At 49.5% G+C, this 26060-nt stretch carries 25 protein-coding genes and 1 other RNA gene; 24 read left to right on the top strand and 2 right to left on the bottom strand.

The window, feature by feature from the left end; all coding sequences use genetic code 11:
* The first annotated feature begins 2 nt into the window (after positions 1–2).
* On the top strand, positions 3–1259 hold the full coding sequence (hisS, locus tag AOA63_RS08450; RefSeq protein ID WP_053959281.1) for a histidine--tRNA ligase: 1257 nt from the start codon (positions 3–5) through the stop codon (positions 1257–1259).
* 28 nt (positions 1260–1287) lie between these two features.
* Complete coding sequence (aspS, locus tag AOA63_RS08445; RefSeq protein WP_053959280.1) at positions 1288–3027, top strand: aspartate--tRNA ligase; 1740 nt, start codon at positions 1288–1290, stop codon at positions 3025–3027.
* Positions 3028–3096: 69 nt separating this feature from the next.
* Here aspS and AOA63_RS08440 read toward each other — a convergent pair whose 3' ends face one another.
* Positions 3097–3429: a phage holin family protein gene (locus AOA63_RS08440; RefSeq protein WP_053959279.1), complete on the bottom strand. Its 333-nt coding sequence runs from the start codon at positions 3427–3429 to the stop codon at positions 3097–3099.
* A 170-nt stretch (positions 3430–3599) separates the two neighbouring features.
* Here AOA63_RS08440 and AOA63_RS08435 point away from each other — a divergent pair, with 170 nt between their 5' ends.
* From AOA63_RS08435 to sigK, 22 genes are all read left to right on the top strand, one after another.
* Positions 3600–3851, top strand: coding sequence for a DUF3243 family protein (locus tag AOA63_RS08435; protein WP_020373359.1), 252 nt, complete (start codon positions 3600–3602; stop codon positions 3849–3851).
* Positions 3852–3939: 88 nt separating this feature from the next.
* A non-coding RNA gene (gene ssrS / locus AOA63_RS18910) (6S RNA) lies at positions 3940–4127 on the top strand.
* A gap of 78 nt (positions 4128–4205) precedes the next feature.
* A complete protein-coding gene (gene trxA / locus AOA63_RS08430) occupies positions 4206–4526 on the top strand; it encodes a thioredoxin (protein WP_053959278.1) in 321 nt (106 codons plus the stop codon).
* Positions 4523–5566 carry a low-specificity L-threonine aldolase gene (gene ltaE / locus AOA63_RS08425; RefSeq protein WP_053959277.1) on the top strand — a complete coding sequence of 348 codons (1044 nt, stop codon included), beginning with the start codon at positions 4523–4525 and terminating at the stop codon, positions 5564–5566. Before trxA ends, ltaE begins: the two co-directional genes overlap by 4 nt.
* Before the next feature lie 6 nt (positions 5567–5572).
* Positions 5573–6895 carry a replication-associated recombination protein A gene (locus tag AOA63_RS08420; protein ID WP_053959276.1) on the top strand — a complete coding sequence of 441 codons (1323 nt, stop codon included), beginning with the start codon at positions 5573–5575 and terminating at the stop codon, positions 6893–6895.
* 120 nt (positions 6896–7015) lie between these two features.
* Complete coding sequence (locus AOA63_RS08415) at positions 7016–7771, top strand: hypothetical protein (RefSeq protein ID WP_053959275.1); 756 nt, start codon at positions 7016–7018, stop codon at positions 7769–7771.
* A complete protein-coding gene (locus AOA63_RS08410) occupies positions 7771–9552 on the top strand; it encodes an FAD-binding protein (protein WP_053959274.1) in 1782 nt (593 codons plus the stop codon). Before AOA63_RS08415 ends, AOA63_RS08410 begins: the two co-directional genes overlap by 1 nt.
* A complete protein-coding gene (locus tag AOA63_RS08405) occupies positions 9549–10313 on the top strand; it encodes a succinate dehydrogenase/fumarate reductase iron-sulfur subunit (RefSeq protein ID WP_053959273.1) in 765 nt (254 codons plus the stop codon). The genes AOA63_RS08410 and AOA63_RS08405 overlap by 4 nt, the downstream gene beginning before the upstream one ends.
* A 260-nt stretch (positions 10314–10573) precedes the next feature.
* Positions 10574–12250: an EAL domain-containing protein gene (locus AOA63_RS08400; protein ID WP_053959272.1), complete on the top strand. Its 1677-nt coding sequence runs from the start codon at positions 10574–10576 to the stop codon at positions 12248–12250.
* A gap of 201 nt (positions 12251–12451) precedes the next feature.
* The gene (locus AOA63_RS08395) at positions 12452–12910 is read left to right on the top strand and encodes an RrF2 family transcriptional regulator (RefSeq protein ID WP_020373351.1); all 459 of its coding nucleotides are present in this window, start codon (positions 12452–12454) and stop codon (positions 12908–12910) included.
* Position 12911: 1 nt separating this feature from the next.
* A complete protein-coding gene (gene mnmA, locus AOA63_RS08390; RefSeq protein WP_053959271.1) occupies positions 12912–13961 on the top strand; it encodes a tRNA 2-thiouridine(34) synthase MnmA in 1050 nt (349 codons plus the stop codon).
* 54 nt (positions 13962–14015) lie between these two features.
* On the top strand, positions 14016–14459 hold the full coding sequence (locus AOA63_RS08385) for a hypothetical protein (protein ID WP_206742821.1): 444 nt from the start codon (positions 14016–14018) through the stop codon (positions 14457–14459).
* A 29-nt stretch (positions 14460–14488) separates the two neighbouring features.
* Positions 14489–14677, top strand: a complete 189-nt coding sequence (locus tag AOA63_RS08380) for a hypothetical protein (RefSeq protein ID WP_053959269.1) — start codon at positions 14489–14491, stop codon at positions 14675–14677.
* 2 nt (positions 14678–14679) lie between these two features.
* Complete coding sequence (locus tag AOA63_RS08375; protein WP_242823847.1) at positions 14680–14877, top strand: hypothetical protein; 198 nt, start codon at positions 14680–14682, stop codon at positions 14875–14877.
* A 28-nt stretch (positions 14878–14905) separates the two neighbouring features.
* Positions 14906–15952 (top strand): AI-2E family transporter, encoded by a 1047-nt coding sequence (locus AOA63_RS08370; protein WP_053959268.1) that lies wholly within the window; start codon positions 14906–14908, stop codon positions 15950–15952.
* Positions 15953–16030: 78 nt separating this feature from the next.
* On the top strand, positions 16031–18649 hold the full coding sequence (gene alaS / locus AOA63_RS08365; RefSeq protein ID WP_053959267.1) for an alanine--tRNA ligase: 2619 nt from the start codon (positions 16031–16033) through the stop codon (positions 18647–18649).
* Between the two features lie 21 nt (positions 18650–18670).
* Positions 18671–18937, top strand: coding sequence for an IreB family regulatory phosphoprotein (locus AOA63_RS08360; RefSeq protein WP_020373344.1), 267 nt, complete (start codon positions 18671–18673; stop codon positions 18935–18937).
* Positions 18938–19678: a Holliday junction resolvase RuvX gene (gene ruvX, locus AOA63_RS08355; protein WP_053959266.1), complete on the top strand. Its 741-nt coding sequence runs from the start codon at positions 18938–18940 to the stop codon at positions 19676–19678.
* Between the two features lie 30 nt (positions 19679–19708).
* The gene (gene mltG / locus AOA63_RS08350; RefSeq protein WP_242848299.1) at positions 19709–20746 is read left to right on the top strand and encodes an endolytic transglycosylase MltG; all 1038 of its coding nucleotides are present in this window, start codon (positions 19709–19711) and stop codon (positions 20744–20746) included.
* 63 nt (positions 20747–20809) lie between these two features.
* Positions 20810–22042, top strand: coding sequence for a hypothetical protein (locus AOA63_RS08345; protein WP_053959264.1), 1233 nt, complete (start codon positions 20810–20812; stop codon positions 22040–22042).
* 351 nt (positions 22043–22393) lie between these two features.
* Positions 22394–23119 (top strand): A/G-specific adenine glycosylase, encoded by a 726-nt coding sequence (locus AOA63_RS08340; RefSeq protein ID WP_053959263.1) that lies wholly within the window; start codon positions 22394–22396, stop codon positions 23117–23119.
* A 193-nt stretch (positions 23120–23312) separates the two neighbouring features.
* A complete protein-coding gene (gene sigK / locus AOA63_RS08335; protein WP_053960659.1) occupies positions 23313–24020 on the top strand; it encodes an RNA polymerase sporulation sigma factor SigK in 708 nt (235 codons plus the stop codon).
* 117 nt (positions 24021–24137) lie between these two features.
* Here the strand turns inward: sigK and AOA63_RS08330 are convergent, their stop codons facing one another.
* Positions 24138–25919 (bottom strand): DUF4012 domain-containing protein, encoded by a 1782-nt coding sequence (locus tag AOA63_RS08330; RefSeq protein ID WP_206742820.1) that lies wholly within the window; start codon positions 25917–25919, stop codon positions 24138–24140.
* Positions 25920–26060: the final 141 nt, after the last annotated feature.

Raw genomic sequence — 26060 nt, 5'->3', positions numbered from 1 at the left:
CAATGCGTTCAGAATTTCAAAGACCCCGCGGCACCCAAGACATTCTTCCGCCCGCATCCTACCGGATGGAACAGATACGGCGTATTGCCATTGATACGGCGGCTAAATTTGGTTATGACCTCATTGAAACACCGATATTTGAACAAACCCCGGTCTTTCTGCGCGTGGGAGAATCCACCGACATTGTCCAGCACGAACGGTATTCGTTTACCGATGCCGGGGGTGTCGATCTCACGTTGCGCCCGGAGGGAACGGCGGCAATTGCCAGAGCTTACGTCGAACACGGCATGTTTAATCAACCCCAGCCGGTCAGGATGTGCTATTACGGCCCGATGTTTCGGCGGGAACGGCCCCAGGCGCTGCGTTACCGGCAGCACACGCAGTTCGGGGCAGAACTTTATGGTTCGAGCCAACCGGAAGCCGATGCCGAAGTCATTTTGTTGGCCTGTGACGTCGTCGAGCAAGTCGGCTTAAAAAATCCTCTCATCCGGCTCAATTCGATTGGTTGTTCCCAGTGCCGCCCTGCTTACCGGCAGCGTTTGATTGCGTATTATCAAGGACGGCAAACAGAACTCTGTGAAGATTGTCAAACACGCATTCACACGAATCCTTTGCGCCTTCTCGATTGCAAAATTGATGTAGCGATTAGGCAAGAAGCCCCGGATATTCAAGATTATTGGTGTGAAGACTGCCGTACGCATTATCAGCAGTTGACCCGGTTGTTAACCGAAGCGGGGCGTCAGGTCATTCGCGATCCCTTCTTAGTTCGGGGATTAGACTATTATACCCGGACCGTTTTCGAAATTGGTCATCCCTCTTTAGGTAACCAAACCGCTTTATTTGGCGGCGGACGGTATGATGGGTTAGCCACCACCCTAGATGGCCCCGAAGTGACCCCGGCTGTGGGATTTGGTATGGGAATTGAACGCATATTGTCTGCGGTGGAAGAGAATTTTCCGCTGCCAGCCAAGCGCTCCGTCTATGTGGCGCATCTTCCGGGATTTGAGGAGGCCGCTTTTGTTTTGGCGGAAAACCTCCGGCGGCAAGGACTGAGTGCGGAACCAGATTTGTTGCGCCGCAGTCTCAAAGCCCAATTACGGGATGCGAACCGGCGCAGTACGGTAGTCGTGATTGTCGGGGGCAGAGAATGGGAACAAGGACAAGTCGCGGTAAAGCGTCTTGGGGACAGTGAACAACTGACGCTCCATCAAGACCAGTTGAGCGAGTTTTTGCGCCAAGAATTAACACAAAACCCATGAACAAGAATGTTGAGGAGGACACGTTTATATGTTGGGCCGCACACATTATGCCGCGGAAATTAATGAAACATTAGAAGGGAAAACGGTTACTGTAGCCGGTTGGGTTCATCGCCGGCGGGATCATGGGGGATTAATATTTATTGATTTGCGTGATCGGTCTGGACTGGTGCAAATTGTGGCTGATCCCACCCAAGAAGAAAATTTTCGGGAATTAGACCGGGTGCGATTGGAATATGTATTGGCGGTTCAGGGGATGGTCAAACGGCGGCCGGAAGGAATGGAGAACCAAGATTTAGCCTCGGGAATGGTCGAGATTTCTCCAGAGCGGGTTGAAATCTTATCGGAAGCGAAAACGCCCCCCTTTATGCCCGCTGATGCGGATGCCGTCGATGAAATATTGCGGCTAAGATACCGTTATATTGACCTGCGCCGCTTTAGCCTGCTGAACAACTTCGTTTTGCGGGATAAGGTGCTGATGGCTGTACGCCAGTTCTTTCATGCCCATGGCTTTTTGGATGTGGAAACGCCATCTCTAGCGCGTTCGACTCCAGAGGGAGCGCGCGACTTTTTGGTGCCTAGCCGGCTACAACCCGGGTCATTTTACGCCTTACCGCAAAGTCCCCAGATTTTTAAGCAACTGCTGATGGTTGCTGGCTTTGATCGCTATTATCAAATTGCTAAGGTCTTTCGGGACGAAGATTTGCGCGCGGATCGGCAACCGGAATTTACTCAAATTGATGTGGAAATGTCATTCATGACCCAAGAAGAAATCCTCAATATGATGGAAGCGATGTTGCGATATGTCTTTCAAGAAAGTCTTGGGGTTAATTTAGAGCCCTTTCCCCGTATGACCTGGCAAGAGGCCATGGAAGGTTATGGTTCAGATAAACCCGATCTGCGGGCGGGCGAAAAACTATGGAATTTGACTGACATGACAGCACAACACATTGCCTGGCCGGTGCTGCGTGAGTCCTCATTCGTGGGGGGAGTGGTTTTTCGTGACTATCAACCCTCGCGTAAGCATTTGGATAACTGGGTGGAATTGGCGAAAAGCCTGGGAGCGGGAGGACTGATTTGGATGGTGAAATCAGCCGGTCAGATCCGGTCTTCGGCAGGAAAATGGTTAACCCCCCAAGAACTGCAAATATTAGCCGATGCCGTCCAGTTACGGGATGGCGACGTGTTATTGATTGTAGCGGGCGACAAGATGCCGAGCCTAAATGTGCTAGGTCAATTGCGTTTGGAATTTGCCCGTCAGGAAAACCGCATAGAAGAAGGCTGGCGGTTTTTATGGGTCACGGATTTTCCGTTGTTTGAATGGTCACAAGAAGAAAATCGCTTGGTTTCGGCTCACCATCCCTTTACCATGCCCCATCCCGATGATATTTCTTTGATTGAGACCGATCCCTTGGCGGTTCGGTCACAAGCTTACGATGTCGTGCTGAATGGGACAGAACTCGCGTCAGGCAGTTTGCGTATTTTTCAGCCGCAGTTGCAGGCACGCATCTTCTCGGCGCTGGGTTTGAAACCTGAAGAAATTGAAGAAAAGTTTGGGTTTCTCATCCAGGCATTTCAGTACGGCGCTCCTCCTCATGGGGGCATCGCCTTTGGTCTTGACCGAATGGTTATGTTAATGGCTGGAGCGAAGAGTTTGCGGGAAGTCATTGCGTTTCCGAAAACGGCACGGGGCATTGATCCCTTGATGAATGCGCCGAGTCCTGTCGATGCCCGGCAACTCGATGAGGTCGGTATTCAAATCAAAAAATAACGGGAGATCCCAAAGAAGGAGGGAACTCCCTTCTTCTTTGGGTTCAAGATGCTACGGTCGGTCCTCAGGTTAGCGGACAGCGGTAGGAATAAACAGATCGACGAGCCCAATCACAAAGGCAGCCAGTAACGCGCCCAAAATAGAGACATGCATGCCGGGGACTAAGAACTGCGTGAAATAGATAACAATGGCCGCAACCAAAAATCCAATAAAACCTCGACCATAGGGTGACGCGGATTTTCCGAACATAGCCTCGATGATATAGCCCGCCAAGGCAATAATTAAGGCAGCTAATAACGCAGACCAAAAGCCTAAATGTGAAAATCCGGGCACAATATAGCCCATAACCATTAAAACAAGTGCTGCTACGACGAACCGAACAATCGTGCCAATCCAGCTCATTCGCTCACCTCCTTTATGCTGCACGTTAGTGTGGCCGTGAACTCCCCGAATTATTCCTCTCATAGTTTTGCAACGAGCCGAACACACTACATATGGAGCAATGCTCCACGATGGAACGCAAGTGCACCATACTTGCGTTGAATCGCACTTCAATTTGGGGAGGGATTCCTTTGGCGAAGGGTGTTCCGCAATCGTTTCACGAGTTGAAATCGCGCGTTGCTGAGAAACTCCGCAACGGGGATAACAACGTCCAAGAAGACGTGATCGACATGGGCGACGCCATGTTACAAGCCGGCGTTGAGCCAAAAAATGCTCAAGACCGGGTAGCAAAGCGCATGTGGCAAGCTAGCGGACCGCACGAAAAGCAGATGCTTGCCAACGTGGTCACCCGGATGGCGAAGGACGACGACGAACTGTCTTAACCTCCTATCCCACCAAAGCGAGAAATTTGCTTTGGTGGGAATTCTTTGTAGTTGCACTGGTCTACCCAGGTCACTATAATGAAGTTTACTAATCCGGCTGTGTGCGTGAAGGCGACCGATATGTTTTGAGCCAACACCAAAACATAGGGAACCTGATCCTCAGTTAATGGCCGTCCTGCCCCTCATGGAAAGGGGACTGCGAAAATTAACGGGAGGTACCCACCTGCTTATCAGCAGGTTCAAAACGTCGGTGTTGCACGGCATGGCGGGGCTTGAAAGAGAAGATGGCTTGCCTATCTTCTCTTTCTTTCATTTCCCTGGTAATATCGAGGGTGAAATTGGAGGCGAAATTCTTTGGCAGACAATGTGGTGGTAGTAAGTCAAGCAAATTTTCATCAAGTGATTGCAGAATCTCCTAACCCAGTGATTGTGGATTTTTGGGCCGCATGGTGTGTGCCCTGCCGCATGATCAGCCCGATTTTGGAAGAATTGGCACAAGAACGTCAAGGTTCGATTACCATCGCCAAATTAAATGTGGATGAAAATCCGACCATTGCGGCGGAATATGGCGTAATGAGTATCCCCACCCTCATTAAATTCCAAAATGGTCAAGAGACGTCCCGTGTGGTGGGAGCGCTCCCCAAAGCTCAGTTGTTGAAGAAGTTGGGATTATGAGCGAGTCCTCTCAGGCTTATGTAGATTTACGCTCCGATACGGTCACCCGACCTACATCGGCCATGCGTGAGGCCATGTACCAAGCCGAGGTGGGGGATGACGTTTACGGCGAAGATCCGACCGTCAATAAGTTGGAAGAATATGCCGCCCATCTTCTTGGCAAAGAAGCCAGTCTATTTGTCCCCTCAGGAACTATGGCCAACCAGATTGCGATTTTGACCCATACCGAGCGGGGCGATGAAGTTTTCATTCACCGTGATAATCATATTTACTATTACGAGGGCGGTGCGGCTGCTATGTGGTCGCAAGCCACGTTTACGCAGCTGGCGGGTCCTGAGGGGCTCATGAGTCCCCAAGACTTAGAAGCCAGTATCCGCCCCACCAATATCCATCATCCCCGCCCGAGATTATTGTCTTTGGAAAACACTCACAACCGGGCGGGAGGAGCGGCCTTATCCCGGGAGCGGATGCGTCCTTTAATTGAGGTGGCCCGCCGACATCAGCTCCGGGTGCATTTGGACGGCGCACGCATTGCCAATGCCGCGATTGCCTTAGGAGTGCCCATTGCGGAATTAACCGAGGATGTTGATTCGGTATCGATGTGTCTTTCTAAAGGGCTGGGTGCACCTGTGGGATCCGTGATTGCCGGATCGAAAGCTTATATCGATAAGGCTCGGGTCTATCGCAAATGGTTAGGGGGAGGAATGCGGCAGGCAGGCATTTTGGCGGCCGCAGGGATTTATGCGTTGGATCATCACATTGAGCGTCTAGCCGATGATCACCGGCGTGCTTTAACCTTAGCACAGGCTCTAATAGATATGGGATACCGTGTGGACATGCCTTCTGTCCCTACGAATATGGTGATGGTAGACTTTGACACCCCTGTGGATGGGATGATCAGCGCTTTAAAAACTGCCGGTATTCTAGTCGGAGCTATGGGACCAAGGCGGTTACGTTTGGTAACCCATCTCGATGTCGATGATGAGGGCATTGCACGCACGATTGAAGCCTTTGCCCATTTAACGCCTGCGAAAGGGTGAGGGTCGGTGAATGGAGATTTATTCGCCAGTGCCGGCGAAAACAGTCGCGAACAACATGCACCTTTAGCCTGGAAATTGCGTCCGAGAACCCTTGAGGAGGTGGCCGGTCAAGAACACTTGACCGGCCCTCACGGTATTATTCGCTCGATGTTAAAGGGGAAGGTCCGGTCCATCATCTTTCACGGGCCGGCGGGAACAGGCAAAACTACCTTAGCACGGATCGTGGCCGAACAGGTGGGTCTCTCTTTTGTTGCATTGTCGGCTATTGATAGTGGAGTGAAAGAAATCAGGACCCTAGCGGATCAAGCCCGGGAACGATGGAATCTCAACGGTAAGGGGACATTGCTTTTTCTCGATGAAATCCACCGCTTTAACCGCGCACAGCAAGATGTCTTATTGCCCTTTGTCGAGGACGGCACTCTCGTGCTGTTTGGGGCAACCACGGACAACCCTTGGATTTCTATCAACCGGGCATTGTTATCCCGTTGCCTGCTCCTGGAAGTCAAACCCTTAAATGCTCAAGCAGTCATCGCTATCTTGGAACGCGCATGGACCAGGCGTAGTGAATGGTGGCACCATGACGGGCAAAGAGACGAAGGAGTTTTCGAAGCAATAGCGGAGCGTGTGGGCGGTGATGGACGCTTTGCTTTAAGTGTGTTGGAGCAAATGGCGATTTTAGCTGATGCGAAGGGAAGCCGGGTTCTCCGTATGACTCACCTCGATGAAGTGATGACATCGAGCCGGCATTACCATGACCGCATGGGAGATATGCACTATGATCTGACGTCGGCGTTCATCAAAAGCCTGCGGGGATCGGATCCGGATGCTGCGCTGTACTGGTTTGGACGTCTCTTGGCCGGGGGAACAGATCCCAGGTATATTATGCGGCGTATTATGGTCCATGCGGCTGAAGATGTGGGATTGGCGGATCCAATGGCACTTGTTGTGGCGACGTCGGCCTGGACGGCATTAGAAGCTGTTGGATTACCGGAGGCACGCATCCCTATGGCTCAAGCGGTTCTCTATATTGCGGCGGCACCGAAGTCCAATAGTGTGGTCAAAGCCTTAGGAAAACTCGACGAAGTCCTCGAGCGTTATCCTCAAAGTGAAGTGCCGTCCTATTTGCGCGATAATCATTTTGGCGAAAGGACTTTACATCAAGGATATCGCTACCCTCACGATTTTCCCCACCATTATGTTGATCAGCGTTATCTCCCCGAGGACATGGCGAATATCCAGATATTTGAAGGCAGCGACCAAGGTCACGAAAAGACCCTGATGATAGACCTCGAAACCAGACGACGTCAAGGTTTCGAGCCGAATGTCTGAATCTTTTGCCTAAAACGACAACCGGATCCGTGAAAATCCGGTTGCGCTATACTTGAGCATGTATTCACACTGAGAACATGAACAACAAACGCCATCATTGCTGTAAAGAGGGGGATGTGAATGGCACAGGCGAGTCAACCAGGCCCCAGCCGGCCTATAAAGCCTGCTGGCAAACTGCCCTATTGGGTAGAACCGGCCTTTACCATTGTTGCCTTAGGTGGATTTGTCATTTATTCATTATGGGAAGTCCTTTTCCATAATACAGGAACTTATCATAATTACGTCTCGCCGTTCTTTTCTCCGGATGTTGCGGGGTGGTTTGGTTTTCATTTATTGACGGCGTTGTATGTGGTTTGGATTCCCTTTGTTTTTCGATTTTCCTGTTATTACTATCGGAAAGAATATTACCGGGCTTTTACGTGCCATCCTATGGGATGTGCCGTATCCGAGCCTAAATCGCATCAAAATCGCCCTTATAAGGGTGAATGGAAAATTAATAACTTGCACCGTTATGCGTGGTATTTAGCAGTTATCGTGTTGATCTTTTTGTGGAAAGATGTTGTGCAAGCCTTTATATTTCCCAATGGGTTTGGGGTGGGGCTTGGCTCCATTATTCTCTTAATTAACGCCATTTTGTTGACGGGTTACACCTTTTCTTGCCATGCTTTTAGGAATTTGATTGGCGGCCGGAAAGATTGCTTTTCTTGTACGGCCCATGGGAAAAAGACCCTACGCTACAATTTATGGCACCGGGTTTCCGAAGCCAATGCCTTTCATGGAGCTTGGGCATGGGCATCACTCTTTTCCGTGTGGATCGCGGATCTCTATATTCGCCTGTTGATAATGGGCGTAATCCATGATGTGAGGTTATTCTGATGAATATTGAAACGATGGAAACTCACTCATTTGACGTGTTGGTTTTAGGGTCCGGAGGAGCCGGGTTACGTGCGGCGGTGGAAGCGGCGGCTGGTGGCGGGCTGTCTGTCGCGGTGATTGGCAAGTCGCTTCTTGGGAAGGCCCACACTGTCATGGCTGAAGGGGGAGCTGCCGCCTCTATTGGGAATGTGGACAGTCGAGATAGTTGGCAGACACATTTTTATGACACCATGAAAAGTGGACACTATATCAATAACTTTCGGACGGTTGAGGTTTTCGCTAAAGAAGCTCCTGCTAGGGTTTTGGAACTCGAGCAGTGGGGCGCTGTATTTGACCGGACCCCAGAAGGTTTGATTATGCAGCGGGCATTTGGGGGACATAGTTTTCGCCGTCTTGCTCACATAGGGGACCGCACGGGCATGGAACTCCTACGCACGTTGCAATACAAGGCCATTTCGATGGATATCAGTATTTTCCAAGAAGTGACCATTACCCGCCTGTTAATGGATAAGGACCGAATTGCGGGAGCTTTCGGTTACTACCGTGCCGATGGGCATTTTGTTGTGTTTAAGGCGAAAGCTGTGGTGCTGGCAACGGGCGGATGGGGCAAAGTGTATAAGGTAACCTCGAACTCGTGGGAAAGCACAGGTGATGGGGCGGCCATGGCATATCGAATCGGAGCTGAACTTCAAGATATGGAAATGGTTCAGTTCCATCCTACCGGTATGGTTTGGCCGCCTGGAGTTGCGGGATTATTGGTCACAGAAGGTGTGCGTGGTGAAGGCGGTATTCTTTATAATTCGGAAAAAGAGCGCTTTATGTTGCGCTATGATCCTGAGCGGCAAGAGCTCTCGACGCGTGATGTGGTAGCCCGGTCCATTTTTAAAGAGGTGCAAGCGGGACGGGGGACACCACATGGGGGGGCTTGGCTTGATATCAGTCATAAGGGTGCCGACTTTATCAAGCGAAAGTTGCCCGGGATGTACGAGCAATTACTGACCCTCGGGGACGTGGACATTACCAAGTCGCCATTTGAGGTGGCGCCAACCTGCCACTACACCATGGGCGGGGTAAAGGCCCACGCGGAAACCTGCGCCACAAACATTCCTGGCTTATTTGCTGCCGGGGAAGTGGCTTGTGGTCTTCATGGGGCCAACCGTCTTGGCGGCAATTCGCTGGCGGACATTTTGGTGTTCGGGCGCCGAGCCGGCATTGCGGCCCGCGATTTTGCGGGTTCTCGCAAGGGAGATGTGAATATTCCCGAGTCCCAAATCGAAGAAGAAGTGACGCGAGTTCTTGAACCCTTTAATCGGCCCAATGGAGAGAATCCTTACACCATTCATGAAGAACTGCAAGCGGTTATGTCGACGCATGCAGGAATTGTCCGGGATCAACAGACATTGGAGGAAGGTCTCGAAAAGGTTTTGAAACTTCAAGAACGCGCCAAGAATATGGGAGCGCAAGGCGGGCGAACCTATAATCCCGGTTGGCATGCTGTTTTTGATGTGGAAAATATGTTGACCTTATCAGAACTCATCATTCGTGGCGCATTGGAACGAAAGGAAAGCCGGGGTGCCCACTGGCGTACGGATTATCCGGACGAACTCGAAGAAATGGGCAAGTGGAATTTTGTTCATGAGTATTCTCCGGATGGGGACCGGATCAAGCGGGTCCCGGTGCCGACCATGCCTTTGGCTCTTCAGGAAATTTGTGCGAAACCTCTAGCACCGGGACGTGAAGCTTCTGATAATCCCAATCAGCGGAAAGGGGCATCGTCATGAGCGACCAGTTTGTGTTAAGGATTTTTCGCGGTGACCAAAACGGGGGAGAAGAACGGGAATATTACGTGCCAGCCATTCCGGGCATGGTTGTTTTAGATGCTGTCCATTATGTTCAGGCTCATGATGCTCCGGATCTGGCGGTGCGCTGGAACTGCAAGGCGGCTCACTGTGGTTCCTGTTCTGCTGAGATAAACGGCATGCCCAAACTCATGTGCAAAACCCGTTTGGATGACTACCAGGGCCAAGTGGTGCATATTCAACCTATGAGGACGTTCCCAATTATTAAAGATTTGGTAACAGATGTTTCGTGGAATTATGAAGTGGCCAAAAAAATTCCTACGTTTCATCCGGAAACAGCGGCACCATTTCGGATGCAGCAGTGGGATGTCGACCGTATCCAAGAATTTCACCATTGTATCGAATGTTTCTTATGCCAAGATGTTTGCCATGTTTTGCGCGACCATCACGCCCAAGACGAATATTTTGGCCCACGTTTTATGGTCAAAATGGCCGAGTTCGAGATGCATCCTGCGGATCGTGCGGACCGGATACCCCAATTGAAAAATGAGGCGGGGATCGGTATGTGCAATGTGACCAAGTGTTGTACAGAGGTTTGTCCGCAACATATCCATATTACGGACAACGCTATCATTCCTCTAAAAGAGCGAGTCGCTGACCGCTATTACGATCCCATTCGGAGTTTCTTCCGCCGTCTTGGCAAAAAAGATGAATCATCTCAAAGTGTTCCTACCAAGGGATAACGGTATTGTGAAACTCTATTCTAAAACAAAGACAGCAGGGGACGGCTCTGCTGTCTTTGTTTCCTGCGAATTATCACGGTGAAATCTTGTTCACCTATTCCTTTCGAAATATTAGGCAAAATGGGTAAGAACATGTAAAATATTCCCGAATATGGAAGTGCAAGATGTCACCAAAGGCGGATGAAGCGTTAGAAAACCAGACTAAAATTTCCAGACATTCCTGTCTTGGAGCCAACGTCAATGTTAAATGAGGCATAGATATGGGAGCAAATAATGGGGTAGATCACGGATTATGGGCCGAATCGGCCCATCCCGATCCCTGTGAATGGAGCGAAAGGGACAAAAGTCTTGTGAGCCAGTGGCCATGGGCGGCCATGGCTCGTCATGTTGTGCCTTCCATTGTCGAACGGGTTAAGCAAAGGCACGTGACCGATACAGAAGAGTTACATGCCGCATTGTCACAGTTTATTGAACAACTCGCGATGTCGCCTGATGACTCGAATCATCTGCCTGCTGATTGGCTATTGCGCCGGCTAACCCCGGATGATTGGTTGATGTTACATGGGCGATTGATTCAATTAATGCTGACGGGAGATGATTTCGCCTCTAGTGCGTGGCATTCTGTTGCCCATGTTGCAACCGGCATAAAAAGGGTGATGCGCTCGTTACGGAACCTGGCCAATGTGGCGTTAACCGTGGCTGGTTGGCAAGATCCGGTCACCCGTCTCCCTAACCGTTTGGCAACGGAAATTCAAGGACAAGCGCTTATTAATTCTCGGCAACCGTTTACGTTGGTTCTGGTGGATTTGGATGGGTTTAAAACAATAAATGACACACTAGGTCATCAAGCCGGGGATACGGTGCTGCGAACCATCAGCCACCGCTGGAAAAAACAGTTACGTCATACCGATTGGGTCGGACGATGGGGTGGCGATGAGTTTCTGTTTTTGTTACCTGGATTTCCCGACGACTTAGGTCAAGAGCGAATTTTAACGAAGCTTGACGGCATCTTTAATGAACCGATTTTGTTAAATGAACAAACCACGGTGAAATTATTTGCCTCGTGGGGAATGGCCCAATTTCCGACTCAAGGGACCAGCCTTAGTGCTTTGATTCACCATGCTGACCGCATTTTGTATTCAGAGAAGCATGGTCAAAACATAAATCCGGAAAAATGGGATTCGCCCTGGCCAGAACGCATTGCCAAGGCACTGGCCGACAACCAAATGCACATCTTCTATCAGCCAGTTTTGGATGTATCCACGGGAACTATCTGGACGTGGGAGGTGCTTGTGCGCTATCAAGATGCGCAACAGCACTTGCATCGTGCTGGCGAATTTTTACCGGCATTGTATCACCATCCGGTATTGTTCCAATTAGACCGCTGGGTATGGGAGCATGCTTTAGATCAATGGGCCCGGTGGGAGAACCGGACGGGAGGGATTGCCTTGCCCGTAACGGCTGCGGACTTGTTGCGGGCGGATTTCTTTTCGCAATGGGAAAGTTGGCAGAAAAAATGGCCTGAACTGGTACCTGATTCGATTTGGCTGAATGTCCCCGCGTCGTTGTTAGCGAGTGACGATCCTGTCATTACGGAAGCCCTGGCCGTCTTAACGGGACAAGGTTATCATTTGGTTTGTGACAATTTTGGTCTCGACGGCAGTGATTTGGCCAGTTTGGTTCGTCGCCCGATTGCTGCGGTGAAACTGGCCACGGCACTCGTTCGCGGGTGGGATACCCCAATCGGTGAAGCGACGATCCGGGCTGTTCTTGGGGCATGTCAGCCGCTTAATATTCCTGTTATCGCCAAAGGCGTAGAAACCCCTCAACAAAAAGAACAACTCCGGGCGTGGGGATGTCGCGGCATTCAAGGATTTGTTGTGACGGATGCGTTGTCTGCAGCGCATCTTCATGATTGGGATTTTGAGCAACCGTAAAATTGTCGGTGTCATCGCATTGCTGCGTTGCTGGGGAAGATTGCTGCGAATAAGATAGTCATTTATGACTAGTCACTTAGTTGATTTGAGTTAACCTCTAGAAAAACCTCAAGCAGGGGTTGTGCGGCTTTCCATTGACCGAATTCACCGAGAATGATACTTTAAAGTTATTGGAACAGAGCCTAAGGACGGTGGGGTCTCATGATCAAGATCTCGAGCAAGGGTCGATATGGTGTCAAAGCCGTCTACGAATTGGCTTTGCATTATGGGCAAGGACCCGTTGCCGTGAGTTGGATCGCTAAAGCACAAAACATTTCGGAACAATATTTAGAGCAACTGATGGGACCGCTCAAAAAAGCTGGTTTAGTTCGCGGTTTACGAGGAGCCCAGGGAGGGTACATGTTGGCTAAACCTCCGGCGGAGATTTCGGTGAGTGATGTGGTTGATGCAGTGGAGGGTCCAATTGTCCTCACGGATTGTAGCTCAGAAGACGCCCAAGGGTGTCCAGACATGGATTTTTGCGTGGGACCTGACGTGTGGAGCCGTGTTCAAGAAGCGCTGATTGCGACGATGTCGTCAATGAGCTTTCAAATGTTGATCGATTTGCAACGGGAACATTTCAAACGGAATATTGCAACCTTATTAGAAGGTGGGGGATAGAGTGGCGAAAACCGTAGTAGTAGGTCTAAGCGGCGGCGTCGACTCATCGACAGCGGCCGCTTTACTTTTAGAGCAGGGATATGATGTGATTGGTGTCACCATGCGTCATTTGCCGGCCGAGACCACGAATAGTTGTTGCTCATTAGAGGCCATCGTTGATGCCCGGCGTGTCGCGAAAAAATTGGGAATTCCGCATTATCTTGTCGACGTTGAACAACCTTTTTATGAGCGGGTGATTTTGCCTTTTGAAGAGGCTTATTTGGCGGGGATGACACCCAATCCCTGCGCATTATGCAATCGGTATATCAAGTTTGGCGCGATGTGGGAATGGGCCTCGCAGCAGGGGGCTGATTATTTAGCCACAGGACATTATGTGCGGTTACAAGAACGGGATGGATTATATTATTTGATGCGCGGCATTGACCATGCCAAAGACCAGAGCTATTTACTTTATACGATGCGCCAAGATGATTTGGCTCATTTGCTCTTTCCCTTGGGGGAATACTATAAAGAGGACTCCAGACGCATCGCTGAACGCTATGGTTTAGTCACGGCTCATAAGGCGGAGAGTCAAGAGTTATGTTTTGTGCCCAAAAATGATTATCAAGGGTATTTGGAATCGCATCGGCCCGAGGCCGTGAAGCCGGGGGAAGTGGTGGATACCAAGGGACAGGTTCTCGGCCGTCACCGGGGCATTGCCTTTTACACCATTGGGCAGCGGCGTGGACTGGGAATTAGCTCATCGGCCCCACGTTATGTGGTAAAACTCGATGCGAAGACCAATCACGTCGTGGTAGGAGACAAAGAAGATGTTCTGGAGCAGGCTGTACATGTCACCAGCGTAAATTATGTTTTGCCCGTTTCTGCAAACAAATTGCGGGGCGAGGCTAAGATTCGTTACAACATGGAACCGGAACCGGCGTGGTGGATGGACCGCGGCGAGGATGCAGAAATTATTTTTGACCAACCGCAGTGGGCGATCTCCCCGGGACAAGTGGCGGTACTCTATCAAAATGATGTTTTAGTGGCCGGGGGGAGAATTCACAAGTAGAGCGGGAATGGAGAGGCAAAAATGGTCAGCCGATGGCATTTATTGCATCTCCCTGTGACCCTTTACGGAAAGGCGGGACACTGGGGATGGGTAGAAGATATTGTAATCCGGTGGCCAGAAGGCGTTATCGATGGCTTTGGGGTTCGCACGGCCATTAGCCGCTTTTATATTCCGGCTGAACCTGAGGTGGTTTCGGTGACGTTGATGGAGATTCAGCTGCGCCGGAGATCATATGCCCTGAAGAGACCCCGGTCGTGGTGGAAAACCCTACACGCTCAAAAGCTGGTGATGAACCGCCCCGTGTGGCGGGACAATGGCGACTTGGTCGGACGCATTAAAGATTTGATAATTGATGAAAATAGTTTAGCCGTTCATCAAATTGTGATCAGCCGCGGATTACTCGAAGACTTATTGCACGGAGCTTTGCTGGTACCGACGCATGAAATTCGAGAAGATGCCGATGGCAAGATTAAAATTTTCTCCAACAGGGCAATATAACGGTATCACGCCAAAAGGAGCAATGGAACATGACAGATCCTTTATGCCCTGCTTGCGGGGGACGCAATGTGGGTCGTGTAGGTACCGGACAGTATTATTGTTGGGAGTGTTTTATTGAGTTTTCGTTAGGTCCCCGCGGCGTCCGCATGTTCCGGGTGGAAGCGGATGGAGAATTGTCTCGACTCGATGAATTCGGTCCCGAAGGGGTGATGTCGTGAAAATGAAATACGTGACAGGGATGGTTACCGGAGTCTTAGTGGGAGCCGTGATGGCCGGGGTATGGTTAATTACCCGTCCGCGTCCGAGTGTTTATCGCTTGGCATGGCGCGGGGCAAGCCAAATGGCACCTAAGGCATGGAAAGTGGCTAAAGTTGGAGGTCGGGAACTCATCCACCTAGCGAAACGCCGTCTAGGATAAGTCAGATTTATGGGATGAGGGTGACAGTGTGAAAGGTGCAAGCCTCGCCAGAAGCCCCGTAAAGTTTTTCCGTTTGGGGCTTTTGGCGGTTTTTGTCCTCGGTTCTTTGATGCTCCTATGGGCTGCCCGCGTTGTCTTGCTGCCCTTCATTTTTGCCATCGTTTTGGCCTACTTGTTAGCTCCTTTGGTGGAACTATTTGTCAAACACCGCATGCACCGAGTGCCGGCTATTTTATTAGCCTATGCTTTGGTCGGCCTGTTCATTACGGCAATGATCGTCTATATGGTGCCCTTGTGGATCCAAGAGACCGTGAAAATGATTCATTTAATACCCTCCTTGACAAAACAGCTCCAATGGACATGGAATTATTGGCTCATGCGCTTTCATCAGGCTCCGATTCCTTCCTCGGTGCGTAAAGCGATTGACGAAGCCGGGGTGCGCTGGGAAAATAAATTGTTTACATTATCGAAGCAGTTGGTGACCGCGATATTTGGGGTATTGCCAGGGATTTTAAGTGTGATTATTTCGCCCATTTTGGCTTTCTATTTGCTCAAAGACATGAACCGGATCCGCGCCCGATTTTGGCAAGTTGTCCCCGTAGATTGGCAACCCTCGGTGTACGTGCTAGCTTTGGATATCGACCGGGCTCTCAATGGGTTTATTCGTGGACAATTATTAGTGGCCCTGTTTGTGGGCATACTCTCGGGCCTGTGGGTCCAAATTCTTGGTATTCCCCTATCCTTGCTAATTGGTGCCATTGCCGGATTTACTGACGTGATTCCCTATGTCGGTCCCATTGCCGGGGCGATTCCCGCGGTGGTGCTCGGTCTTGAACAATCTCCTTTGAAAGCACTGTATGCTATTTTAGGTTTTGTTGCCATTCACCAGTTAGAAGGAACCGTGATTGGTCCTAAAGTTATGGGCGATTCCGTAGGGCTTCATCCATTGGTCGTGATTTTCGCTATTTTGGCTGGGGGAGAAATTGGAGGCGTTGCGGGATTGTTGTTGGCGGTGCCTTCCGCAGCAGTCATTAAAGTGATTTTAGGCCATTTATACCGCCGATTGATAATCTGACTTGACCATGGCAGAATGAGCCAAGTAAAATGAGTAAGATTAGTCAATGCCTGGTCCCTGAGGCAAGGAGGACTTCCCATGCGTTCTGCCGAAATTCGGCAAAAGTTTTTAGATTACTTTGTATCACAAGGACATCATAAAGTGCCAAGTTCTCCCTTGGTTCCTGCCCAAGATCCCACATTGCTTTTTACGAATGCGGGTATGGTTCAATTTAAAGATGTCTTTTTAGGTAATGAATCACGTTCGTATTCCCGTGCTGTCTCGGTGCAGAAATGTATGCGAGCCGGGGGTAAACATAATGATTTGGACCAAGTGGGAAAAACGGCAAGGCACCAAACGTTTTTTGAAATGTTAGGAAATTTTTCCTTTGGAGACTACTTTAAACGCGATGCGATTCGTTTTGCCTGGCAATTTCTTACTGAGGTTTTAGGGTTGGATCCCGAGATTCTCTGGGTGACCGTGTTTGAAACCGATGACGAAGCTTATGAGTTATGGCAAGAAGTGGCTGGGGTGCGCCCCGAACGGATTGTCCGGATGGGGGAAAAAGACAACTTTTGGAGCATGGGTGACACTGGCCCTTGTGGGCCCTCATCCGAGATTTTCGTGGACCGTGGTCCCGAATACGCGTGTAGCGACCACTGTGGCTTAGGACTTTGTGACTGTGACCGCATCCAAGAAATTTGGAACCTGGTGTTTATGCAATATAACCGGGATGAAAATGGGGTACTCACGCCGCTTCCAAAGCCGTCTATTGATACCGGTATGGGTCTAGAACGGATTGCGGCCTATTTGCAGGGCGTCAATTCGAACTTTGACACGGACCTTTTGCGGCCGTTGATTCGTCATGTTGAGCATCTCTCTCATGTAACTTATGATCCAGGTCCAGAGGGCATGCCATTTCGCGTTATTGCGGACCACATTCGTGCTATCACTTTTCTTTTGGCTGAGGGCGTATCCTTTAGCAATTCCGACCGGGGCTATGTTATGCGGCGAATCTTACGACGCGCCGTACGCTTTGGACTGCTCCTAGGATTTCATCGTCCCTTTCTTCATGAACTAGTTCCCGTTGTCGGCGAAATTATGGGGGATGCATATCCTGAAGTTTTGGTTGGAGAAAGTCTTATTCAACAAATGATTTTGGATGAGGAGGAACGGTTCCGCGTCACTCTCGATTCGGGTATGAAAGTTCTGGAATCCAAACTGCAATCGGTTCCCGAAGGCGGTGTATTGCCTGGTGAAGAAGCTTTTTTGCTCTATGACACCTATGGGTTCCCCTTGGATTTGACGGTTGACGCGGCTCTTGAGCGCGGAATTACCGTAGATCACACGGGGTTTGATGCGGCCATGAAGGAACAGCGGGAACGAGCTAGACGAGCGAGAAATCGTCGGCAAGATGCAGAACAATTACCCCATCTGGAACCCAACGAATTTGTCGGCTATCACGAGCTGACGAGTCATGATGTTCCTTTGACACATCTCTATATTGGTGCCGATTCGGTCCAGCGCCTTATGACGGGCGAATCGGGATGGGTGTTCACCCCGAAGACACCGTTCTATCCCGAAGGTGGTGGACAAGTCGCCGATACCGGTATAATTCAAGGGCCCCATGGGGTCTTGAAAGTTGAAGATGTTGTGAAATTTCAGGGAGCCATTTGGCATTTTGGCACGGTTATTGAGGGCAGCTTGACGGTTGGGGAGCGTGTCAACCTTTCTGTTGACAAACAACGCCGTGAAGGAGCCATGCGTAACCATACGGGTACCCATCTTCTTCATGCCGCATTAAGAAAAATTTTAGGCACGGGTGTTCACCAGACGGGTTCGCTTGTGGCGCCGGATCGTTTGCGGTTCGACTTTTCCTATCCGAGTCCTTTAACCCGTGAACAAAAAAATGCCATTGAAGATTTGGTCAACGGTTGGATTTTAGAAGATATTCCCGTGCAAGTCCAGGAAATGGGCAAGGACGAGGCCCTTAATCAAGGGGCGTTAGCGTTTTTTGGCGACAAGTACGGGGAAGTGGTTCGAGTAATCACAATTCCCTCCGCGAGCCAAGAACTGTGTGGGGGCACACATTGTAAGCGTACTGGGCAAATTGGATTGTTTGCCATCACCGAAGAAACTTCTGTCGGAACCGGCTCACGTCGTATCGAGGCTGTGACAGGTTTCAATGCGCTGGAAACTTTTCGGGTACAGCGCCAAACCCTGGATCAATTGACCTCGCAGCTGCATTCGGCTCCGGAGGAATTGCCGGATAAGGTCAAGGCCTTACAAGATGTCAATAAGGCATTGGAAACGGAGTTGGCCGAGCTCAAACGGAAAGAACGCTATCAACGGGGGAGCCAATTAGCCCGTGAGGCGGAAACCTATAATGGCTTGAAAGTTATTGTGCACGAAACTGATGCGAATTCTTTAGAAGAGCTGCGAGAAGTGTTAGATGGTGTTAAATCTCAAGTCTCTGGTGCGGTTTTAGCCGCGAAGCATGGTGAGCGGGCTTCATTAGTTGTATATTTAGGGAAAGACTTAGTTGCTCGCGGATTGGATGCGCGGGCTCTGGTGAAAACCTTGGCCCGCCGCATCGATGGGGGTGGCGGAGGCCGTGTCGATCTGGCCCAGGCAGGTGGCAAAGATGTGCGGGGCATTGCCTCGATGTTAGACGAGGCGCGTCATTTGCTATCGGAGAAACTTATGGCGGCTGGATAAGCAAGAGAAAGGACGTGGACTATGGGGCCGACAGATGAGACTCGCAGATTGTGGGGGCATCACGAGGCGGCCAATCAGGCTGACGCAATTTTGCGTGAAGTCTATAGTGCCCTCAAAGATAAAGGATATAATCCCATTAGCCAGCTCGTTGGTTACCTCCTGTCTGGTGATCCTGCATATATCACCAGTCATCAGGGCGCCCGGAATCTTATCCGTCGTGTGGAACGAGACGAGCTGCTAGAAGAACTGTTGCGCCAGTATGTGGCACAAGTCGAGAAGACATCCTAAATGGCTAAACGCATAATGGCATTGGACGTTGGGGATAAATGGATTGGGGTCGCTATCAGTGATGAACTGGGTTTATTGGCTTCGGCTAGACCACCGATAAAAAGGCGTTCCAAATCTTATGATCTTCAGGCCATTTTGGACTTGGTTACGACTTGGGATGTTAAAGAAATTGTGGTAGGGTTACCATTGAACATGAATGCAAGCGTCGGTCCTCAGGCCGAAAAAACTTTAAAGTTTGTTGACGCACTGAAAACTGAGGCCCCTTGCAATGTGATGACGTGGGACGAACGGCTCACCACTCAGCTCGCTGAGCGGTTGTTGATAGAACAAAACGTTCGGCGCGACAAAAGAAAACAGGTGGTGGATGGTCTGGCCGCCGCATTAATCCTGCAGGGGTATCTCGACCATAAACAACACACCAAATCAGGGGAGGACAATCACATGGATGACGACAAAAACTTGATAGGGCATGGGCCTGAGGAAGAAGACGAAATTATTACTTTGACCGATGAGGAAGGACATGAGCACGAGTTTGTAGTGGTCGATGTCATTGAAGTCGAAGAGCAAGATTACGCTATTTTATTGCCCATTGATACGGAAGAAGATGAAGAAGCCGAAGCCGTTATCTTGCGTTTAGAAAAAGATGATGATGGCGACGACATTCTTGTCGATATCGAATCAGAAGAAGAATGGGAAAAAGTTGCGCAAGCGTATGAAGAATTATTGGATGATGAAGAATAAGCATTGTCTGATGGGAGCGGTTTAACGTTGATGACCAGGCGTAAGATGCGGGGCGAGATGGTACATCGCAGCTGGCGACTGGCACAGTGGGTAGGGACGGCTTTTTTAGGAGCCGTCCTTTTCCTGGTATTGTGGATCTGGGCATCCTTACAGCCAGTTAATGCGCACGATCACCAAGCCACTTACGTGAGGATCGTACCAGGACAATCGGCGGCACAGATTGGTTTGGTCCTGTATCAAAAGAAATTGATTCGGTCCGCCTTAGCTTTTCGCCTTTTAACTCGATTCAGTCACCAGGCTCGTTCCTTGCAAAGCGGCGTATACCGGTTGTCTCCTAGCCAAAATCCCCAACAAATGTTGGCGATGATGGAAGAGGGCAAGGTCGTCACGATTCGGGTGAGCATTCCTGAGGGTTTTACCGTTCAGCAAATTGTTCACCGTTTAGTTATGCATCATATTGGAACGACCCAGAAGTTTGCGGCTTTGTTGAAAACACCGTTGCCAGGAATGCCCAAGCCCGCTGCCGGGGTTAAAGATCCTTATGAAGGATATTTATTTCCAGCTACCTACCAATTTCCTTATGGGACAACCGCAAAACAAGCCTTGACCACTATGTGGACAACCTTTACCACGCGGGCCCTGCCTCTTTATAAAAAGAGCCACTCCACGTTATCGTTATCCCAGTGGGTGACGTTGGCCTCGATTGTGCAAGTGGAAGACAAAAATCCGGGTGATGCCAGTAAAATTGCCGGCGTATTCATCAATCGCCTGAAAATCGGCATGCCGCTGCAAAGTGACGCGACAGTCCGTTACGCTATAGGACATCCTATCGCCGGATCGTTGTCCTATGCAAATCTCCAAGTCGTGTCGCCCTATAATACCTATTTGCATAAAGGACTCCCCCCGGGACCCATATCGAATCCCGGAATATTGGCATTAAAGGCTGCTCTTTATCCTGCACGGGTTCCTTATTTATATTTTATTGCATTGCCAAATGGCCACACGTTATTTGCCACAACATATCAACAGCAACTCGCCAACATCCAATACGCCAATCAACATTTTTGACTGGTATAAAATGTGAAAATATGGAAAAACTCCCTGTAGATAGATTCGAAGGGAGTTTTTATTGTGCACTGGACTCGTCGGATGTGGACGACGACCACCTCGGTTATGGCGGTTGTTGGCTTTCTAGCGTTGATATTTAGTCTGCTCTGGCGTCCCTATACGCCCTTGCCCTACAAAACGCAGGCCATTTCACCGCTGCACCCGGCTTTAAATGCCATCATGATGGATACTCAAGGGCATCTATTAACACGGATGGTTAATCAAGAAGCTCTAGTCGTTGTTCCCTCAGCATTACCTTCATGGGCTAAACATGAATTATTGAGTCGGTATCCGGAATTGCAGCATGTAGCAGATGCTTTGTGGAACGGGCAATCCACTTTCTTTCACACGGCACTTGGTTGGCATATTGACGGTTTATACCGCGTTCAAATTCAAGAAATTGAGCCCGTCCCTCAAGTCCCCGTTTCCCTTGTCATGGCCATGGCCCGCGCACACCATGCCTTGACAAATCGCCCCTGGCAGTGGACCGGTCAAGGCTTTCGCGTTCCAAGCAACATAATCCGGGTTACGCCGAGGCTACCTCTTATGCGCGCGCTGGAACCGGTTATTCCCTCAGGCGGCAGCGTTGTCATTCTCAATGGTCAGGGGCAATTGTTAGCTCAAGAATCCAACCCACTGGGCCGTGCTTTGAGTTGGCAGCCTCATCCCTTGGGCAAAACATTGATCCCTGTGTTGTTAGCAATGGCCTTGAACCATCCCCAGCTATTTCGGGGATTAACACCGCAACAAGGCCCTAGGCTTTTGAATATGATTGGCTCGCGCTGGGGAAATATAGGCATTCATCGTGCGCTTTTACAATTAGGATTTGGCCAGTCCTTGACCATTGGCGGCCAGCCAGTCACGAACCCTCCCCTACCTAAGACAACAGTCTCAGTGTTGTCGGAGGGAACAGACTTGTGGGGAACCAGCGATGAAGTGGCCCGGGCTTATTTGTTGCTCGTCGATGAGGGAAAGATGCCTGCCGTAAGTTGGTTTCTTCCGAGGAAAGGACAAGGAGGGTACCTCTCTTTGCACACTCTCGTCTCTTCTTCGATTGTCAGCCAAATTAATGGTGTCTTACCTCAAGAAGACATTGGGATGATCCATTTCAACATTTGGCGGCCCAGCAATCCCATAGCTGTCGCCTATACCTCCTCTGATCATGGGATGGTGATTGTGCTTCAAGGGACCGCGGCAAGTCAAACTGTCGCCATTGTGCAGCAAGCGGCAGCGTGGTTGAGCCAAAACAATCATTAGACGTCTTGTCTTCGTCATCATCCGATTTTAAGGTGCAATATCTGGGGGTGAACACTCCCCTGTAGAAACAAACATCGTTCTTTCCGGGAGGAGCCGTTCGTCCCAAGAGGGAAGATGTTCAGCGCATGCATGCACGTCTTCATCCAAAAGCCTTGGCCATCACCTTGCGGGCAGGACTGGATGAGACCCTAAATCATGTCACGAGCCCCTGATGAATAGAATGACGAACTTAGGGGCCTGCAAAGCTTCTGGGAGTTGCGGTGGAGTTTTGAACCAAGCGCCGACCTTTAGGCTTTGGTAGTTAACAGATGAGTACTTGTCATTTACTCGCAAGTCTTTTACAGTGAGCGTATGAAACGCATTAAGTATCATGCCGTGGTAGATTCGCATCTGCTTGAAATCTTTCAGACAGGTATCCAAACATGGTATCAGCAAGAAGGCCGGGATTTGCCGTGGCGCCATACAACCAATCCGTATCATATTTTGGTGTCAGAGATTTTGCTGCATCAAACCACCGTTAAAACGGTGGAACCAGTGTACCGGCGCTTTTTGGAGCGTTTTCCCACGGTGACGGATTTAGCCAATGCATCGTTAGCTGAGGTCAAGACCATTACCGATCCCTTGGGCTATAAAATCCGTGGACAATGGCTTCATCAAATTGCGCAAGCGGTGGTCAGCCAATTTGATGGGGTATTTCCACGCACATTAGACGAACTATTGAGCCTTCCCGGGATTGGACGCTATACCGCCGGTGCCATTATGTCTTTTGCCTTTGGCTATGATGCTCCCATTTTGGATACCAATGTCAATCGGTTAATTGGACGCTACTTTGCTATTGATTTCAAAGATTCATCAGCCGAAACTAAACACCAGTTGTGGTCAATTGCTGAAGCGATTGTCCCTCCTGGACAGGCTCGAGAATTTAATAATGCGCTCATGGATATGGGCGCCATGGTGTGTACTGCGAGAAAGCCGAAGTGTCTCATCTGCCCAGTCGCGGTAGGATGCGCCATGCTGACTGAACAGACGACACTAGCGGCGGAAGAACGCGTGCAATACCGTCTGCGCACGAAATGACGGGAAACATCCTTTCCATACTCTAATAACATTTGCCCGAATCCTGCGCCCCTTTTACAGGCGTTGTTTTGATTGGTGGGGTGCGTTTTGTGCTGTGGATGGATTTTATAGTGGCCATGCACACTCTTTTTTCGTTCCTCATATGATGGTGGGGCAAGAAGTTCGCGCCATTCAATATGGGGGAGGGTCACATATGGGCATCAGTATCGGTTTGATGGTCTTAATTGCAGCAGCGGCGGCCCAAGGAGCCATTTGGCTCGCCGGATACATCGGGGGTAATGCCTTTCCTCAGCCATTGACGGAAGCGGAAGAAAAAGAGGCACTAGAAGCCATGCAACGCGGAGACCAAGAAGCCAGGAAACGTTTGATTGAGCATAATTTAAGGCTGGTGGCGCATGTAGTAAAAAAATATGCAAATAAAGGCACTGAGTCTGACGACTTAATCAGTATTGGCTCGATTGGGCTGATAAAAGGCATAGATACGTTTAATCAAAGCAAAGGGACAAAATTGGCAACCTATTGCGCTCGGTGCATTGAGAATGAGGTTTTGATGCATCTGCGAAACCAGAAGAAACTTAAAAACGAGGTCAGTATATACAGTCCTATTGGGATTGACCGGGAAGGCAACGAAATTTTGTTGTTAGATGTGTTAGCTGGTGGGGAAGAAGTCCCAGATACGGTGGAAGTCAGCTTGATTATGCGTTCGGTAACAGATTTTGTTGAAAATTTGACCCGAAAAGAACGCATGGTGCTGGATTTGCGGTTTGCTTTAAATGGCCAAGAAAGGCGTTATACGCAGAAAGAAATTGCTGAACGGCTGGGCATTTCGCGCAGTTACGTATCCCGCATCGAAAAAAAAGCGGTCGAGAAAATTTTAGCCGCTTTGAGTCTCCCGTCGTAGATCCCATCGACTACTGCACTTGCCCTGCGCTTATTATGACAACTGGCCAAATTATCGCATGAAAAGGATTTTGTGATTCCCAAAACGCCGGCGAGTCGTGAATTCGACTCGTCGGCATTAGGAGTGAGTATGTTCTAAGCTTACGGTCGTATCAGTATAAAGTTTAAACGGCGGTAAAGCATGGCCATTGAAAATGATGAGCTCATGATCGTCTTTGATACCTGGCTGCTTTTGAATCACATAACGCGACATGTTGAGCCCAGGCGGCAGCCAATAGCTAGCGGTCATCGAGGCGGTTGTGGGCGACTGTTGAGCGGTTAGGCGGACAGGCATAGTAAGGTGATTGCCGAAGACCGTTTTATTGAGGGCGCGATTATTGTAATCCTGGGTGATGGCATTGCCGCCGGTTAAGGAAATTAATTGCGATCCATAAGGCACATAAAACCGCACCCATGATGTATAAGGAACCACTAACCAATTATCAAATATGCCTGTATTAGTCCAGGTGATGGTTGTTGTTTGAAGATACCGGGTCCCGACCTTCTGAATGCGGGATGTGACGTGATAATGCATATAGAAGTTGTCTTTGTGTCCTCCGAGATTTTCGTCGACCACTTCTAGATAGTCAGTGTGGACATGTTTGTCAACAATTCCGGCCCAATTGTGTGCTTTAGCTATATCTTCCACTTGCGGATTATTAAAATAAAAAATGATGTCTTTGTGGTTTAATGACCTAAATACACTATGTATCGTCGCCAATAAAACAGGGACGGGCGAATGAGCGAGTTTGTGAAGCACTTCATGAAACATAATGGCAATGAATTTTTTGCGGGCGGGAATCGGCAGTGGCGACCGTTCAGCCATATATTCCATTTCATAATTGGCGTTGGCTGCGGTGACTTGGAGCGAGTTATAAGTTTTCGGCATGGTTACACCGCCGATGTTTTGTAAAATGGCATCGGCTAACCAGGTGTTGACAAAAATCACGCCGTTTAAATGCGGGGCATGAGGGATGGAATTATAAAATTTATAAATTTGTTGTACACTCGTTGGGACATTGGGAGATGTGTTGGCGTCACGTAAATGCCATATGGGCGAATACAAATAGGTGTGAATAATTAAGGGCGCAGGCGGCCGGTAGCGAATTTGCGATTGCAAATTATAAATATTATGGGAATGTAAGGGTTGAAGATGGCCATTGATAAAAGTGACGTAACTGTAAGCTGTCATAAAGCCGCCAGTGGAGCGAAGTTCGCCCGTGTTTTCATATATGAGAAAATATCGTCTGGTCCCATGAGCCGGCACCATTTTGATAATCATGGGCAGAATCGTTTGAATATCTTGCAGATCGGTTGTTAGCAATTGACTTTCTTGTTGAAAATCATGCCAGCGGTGATGATTAACCAGCCAGTTCGGCATCTGCACTTTTTGAATCCACTGGTTCCACTGGACAAGACTTGGATAAAACAGATTGACGAGGCGATTGACCGTCGGCAATTGTTGAAATAAGACAGCAGCCATTTGCGAATGGGACAATGATGGATCTGCATGGTGGGGTGTCGCAAATCCTAAATGGCCTAGTAAATCATTAATCACGGGCAGCGCACGTTGGGTAGCCGTATCAGCCGTGGTTAAATTATGGCTCGATTGTTCTAAAGCAGTAAGGATAGTGTTGTGCGGATCAAGAGTTTTCCACGGCCAACACGCCCAAATCATGGTGTGATACCATGCGGTCGCGTCATTAAAATAGCTAAGACCTCTATCAATGTCTTCGGTATGATGCGTTTTTAATCCCACTGCTGTATAGAGAGCACCGACAGCAGCCGTCGCTGTGGTTCCAGCTAAGGCAAACAATGGCAATCCAGCAATAACTAAAGCCCCCACACTTCCTACAGCCACACTGATCCAAACAGGGCGTCTAATAAATTTTCCCAAGCCCGTGACAATCATCCTTTCCGTGATCTTTGGTACAAACATTATTTACCGATGCGTTTGATGATTTGGCGACTAATGATTCCCTCAACATGATGGGATCATTAC

The sequence above is a fragment of the Sulfobacillus thermosulfidooxidans genome, from assembly GCF_001280565.1.
Classification (GTDB): Bacteria; Bacillota; Sulfobacillia; order Sulfobacillales; family Sulfobacillaceae; genus Sulfobacillus; species Sulfobacillus thermosulfidooxidans_A.
This window is presented reverse-complemented; position numbering and strand designations above follow the sequence as displayed.

Excerpts from the sequence above, each read along its gene's own strand:
- hisS (WP_053959281.1), top strand. The coding sequence starts at position 3 with ATGCGTTCAGAATTTCAAAGACCCCGCGGCACCCAAGACATTCTTCCG.
- aspS (WP_053959280.1), top strand. The coding sequence starts at position 1,288 with ATGTTGGGCCGCACACATTATGCCGCGGAAATTAATGAAACATTAGAA.
- AOA63_RS08440 (WP_053959279.1), bottom strand. The coding sequence starts at position 3,429 with ATGAGCTGGATTGGCACGATTGTTCGGTTCGTCGTAGCAGCACTTGTT.
- ltaE (WP_053959277.1), top strand. The coding sequence starts at position 4,523 with ATGAGCGAGTCCTCTCAGGCTTATGTAGATTTACGCTCCGATACGGTC.
- AOA63_RS08415 (WP_053959275.1), top strand. The coding sequence starts at position 7,016 with ATGGCACAGGCGAGTCAACCAGGCCCCAGCCGGCCTATAAAGCCTGCT.
- AOA63_RS08410 (WP_053959274.1), top strand. The coding sequence starts at position 7,771 with ATGAATATTGAAACGATGGAAACTCACTCATTTGACGTGTTGGTTTTA.
- AOA63_RS08405 (WP_053959273.1), top strand. The coding sequence starts at position 9,549 with ATGAGCGACCAGTTTGTGTTAAGGATTTTTCGCGGTGACCAAAACGGG.
- AOA63_RS08400 (WP_053959272.1), top strand. The coding sequence starts at position 10,574 with ATGGGAGCAAATAATGGGGTAGATCACGGATTATGGGCCGAATCGGCC.
- AOA63_RS08395 (WP_020373351.1), top strand. The coding sequence starts at position 12,452 with ATGATCAAGATCTCGAGCAAGGGTCGATATGGTGTCAAAGCCGTCTAC.
- AOA63_RS08380 (WP_053959269.1), top strand. The coding sequence starts at position 14,489 with ATGACAGATCCTTTATGCCCTGCTTGCGGGGGACGCAATGTGGGTCGT.
- AOA63_RS08375 (WP_242823847.1), top strand. The coding sequence starts at position 14,680 with ATGAAATACGTGACAGGGATGGTTACCGGAGTCTTAGTGGGAGCCGTG.
- alaS (WP_053959267.1), top strand. The coding sequence starts at position 16,031 with ATGCGTTCTGCCGAAATTCGGCAAAAGTTTTTAGATTACTTTGTATCA.
- AOA63_RS08360 (WP_020373344.1), top strand. The coding sequence starts at position 18,671 with ATGGGGCCGACAGATGAGACTCGCAGATTGTGGGGGCATCACGAGGCG.
- ruvX (WP_053959266.1), top strand. The coding sequence starts at position 18,938 with ATGGCTAAACGCATAATGGCATTGGACGTTGGGGATAAATGGATTGGG.
- mltG (WP_242848299.1), top strand. The coding sequence starts at position 19,709 with ATGACCAGGCGTAAGATGCGGGGCGAGATGGTACATCGCAGCTGGCGA.
- AOA63_RS08340 (WP_053959263.1), top strand. The coding sequence starts at position 22,394 with ATGAAACGCATTAAGTATCATGCCGTGGTAGATTCGCATCTGCTTGAA.
- sigK (WP_053960659.1), top strand. The coding sequence starts at position 23,313 with ATGGGCATCAGTATCGGTTTGATGGTCTTAATTGCAGCAGCGGCGGCC.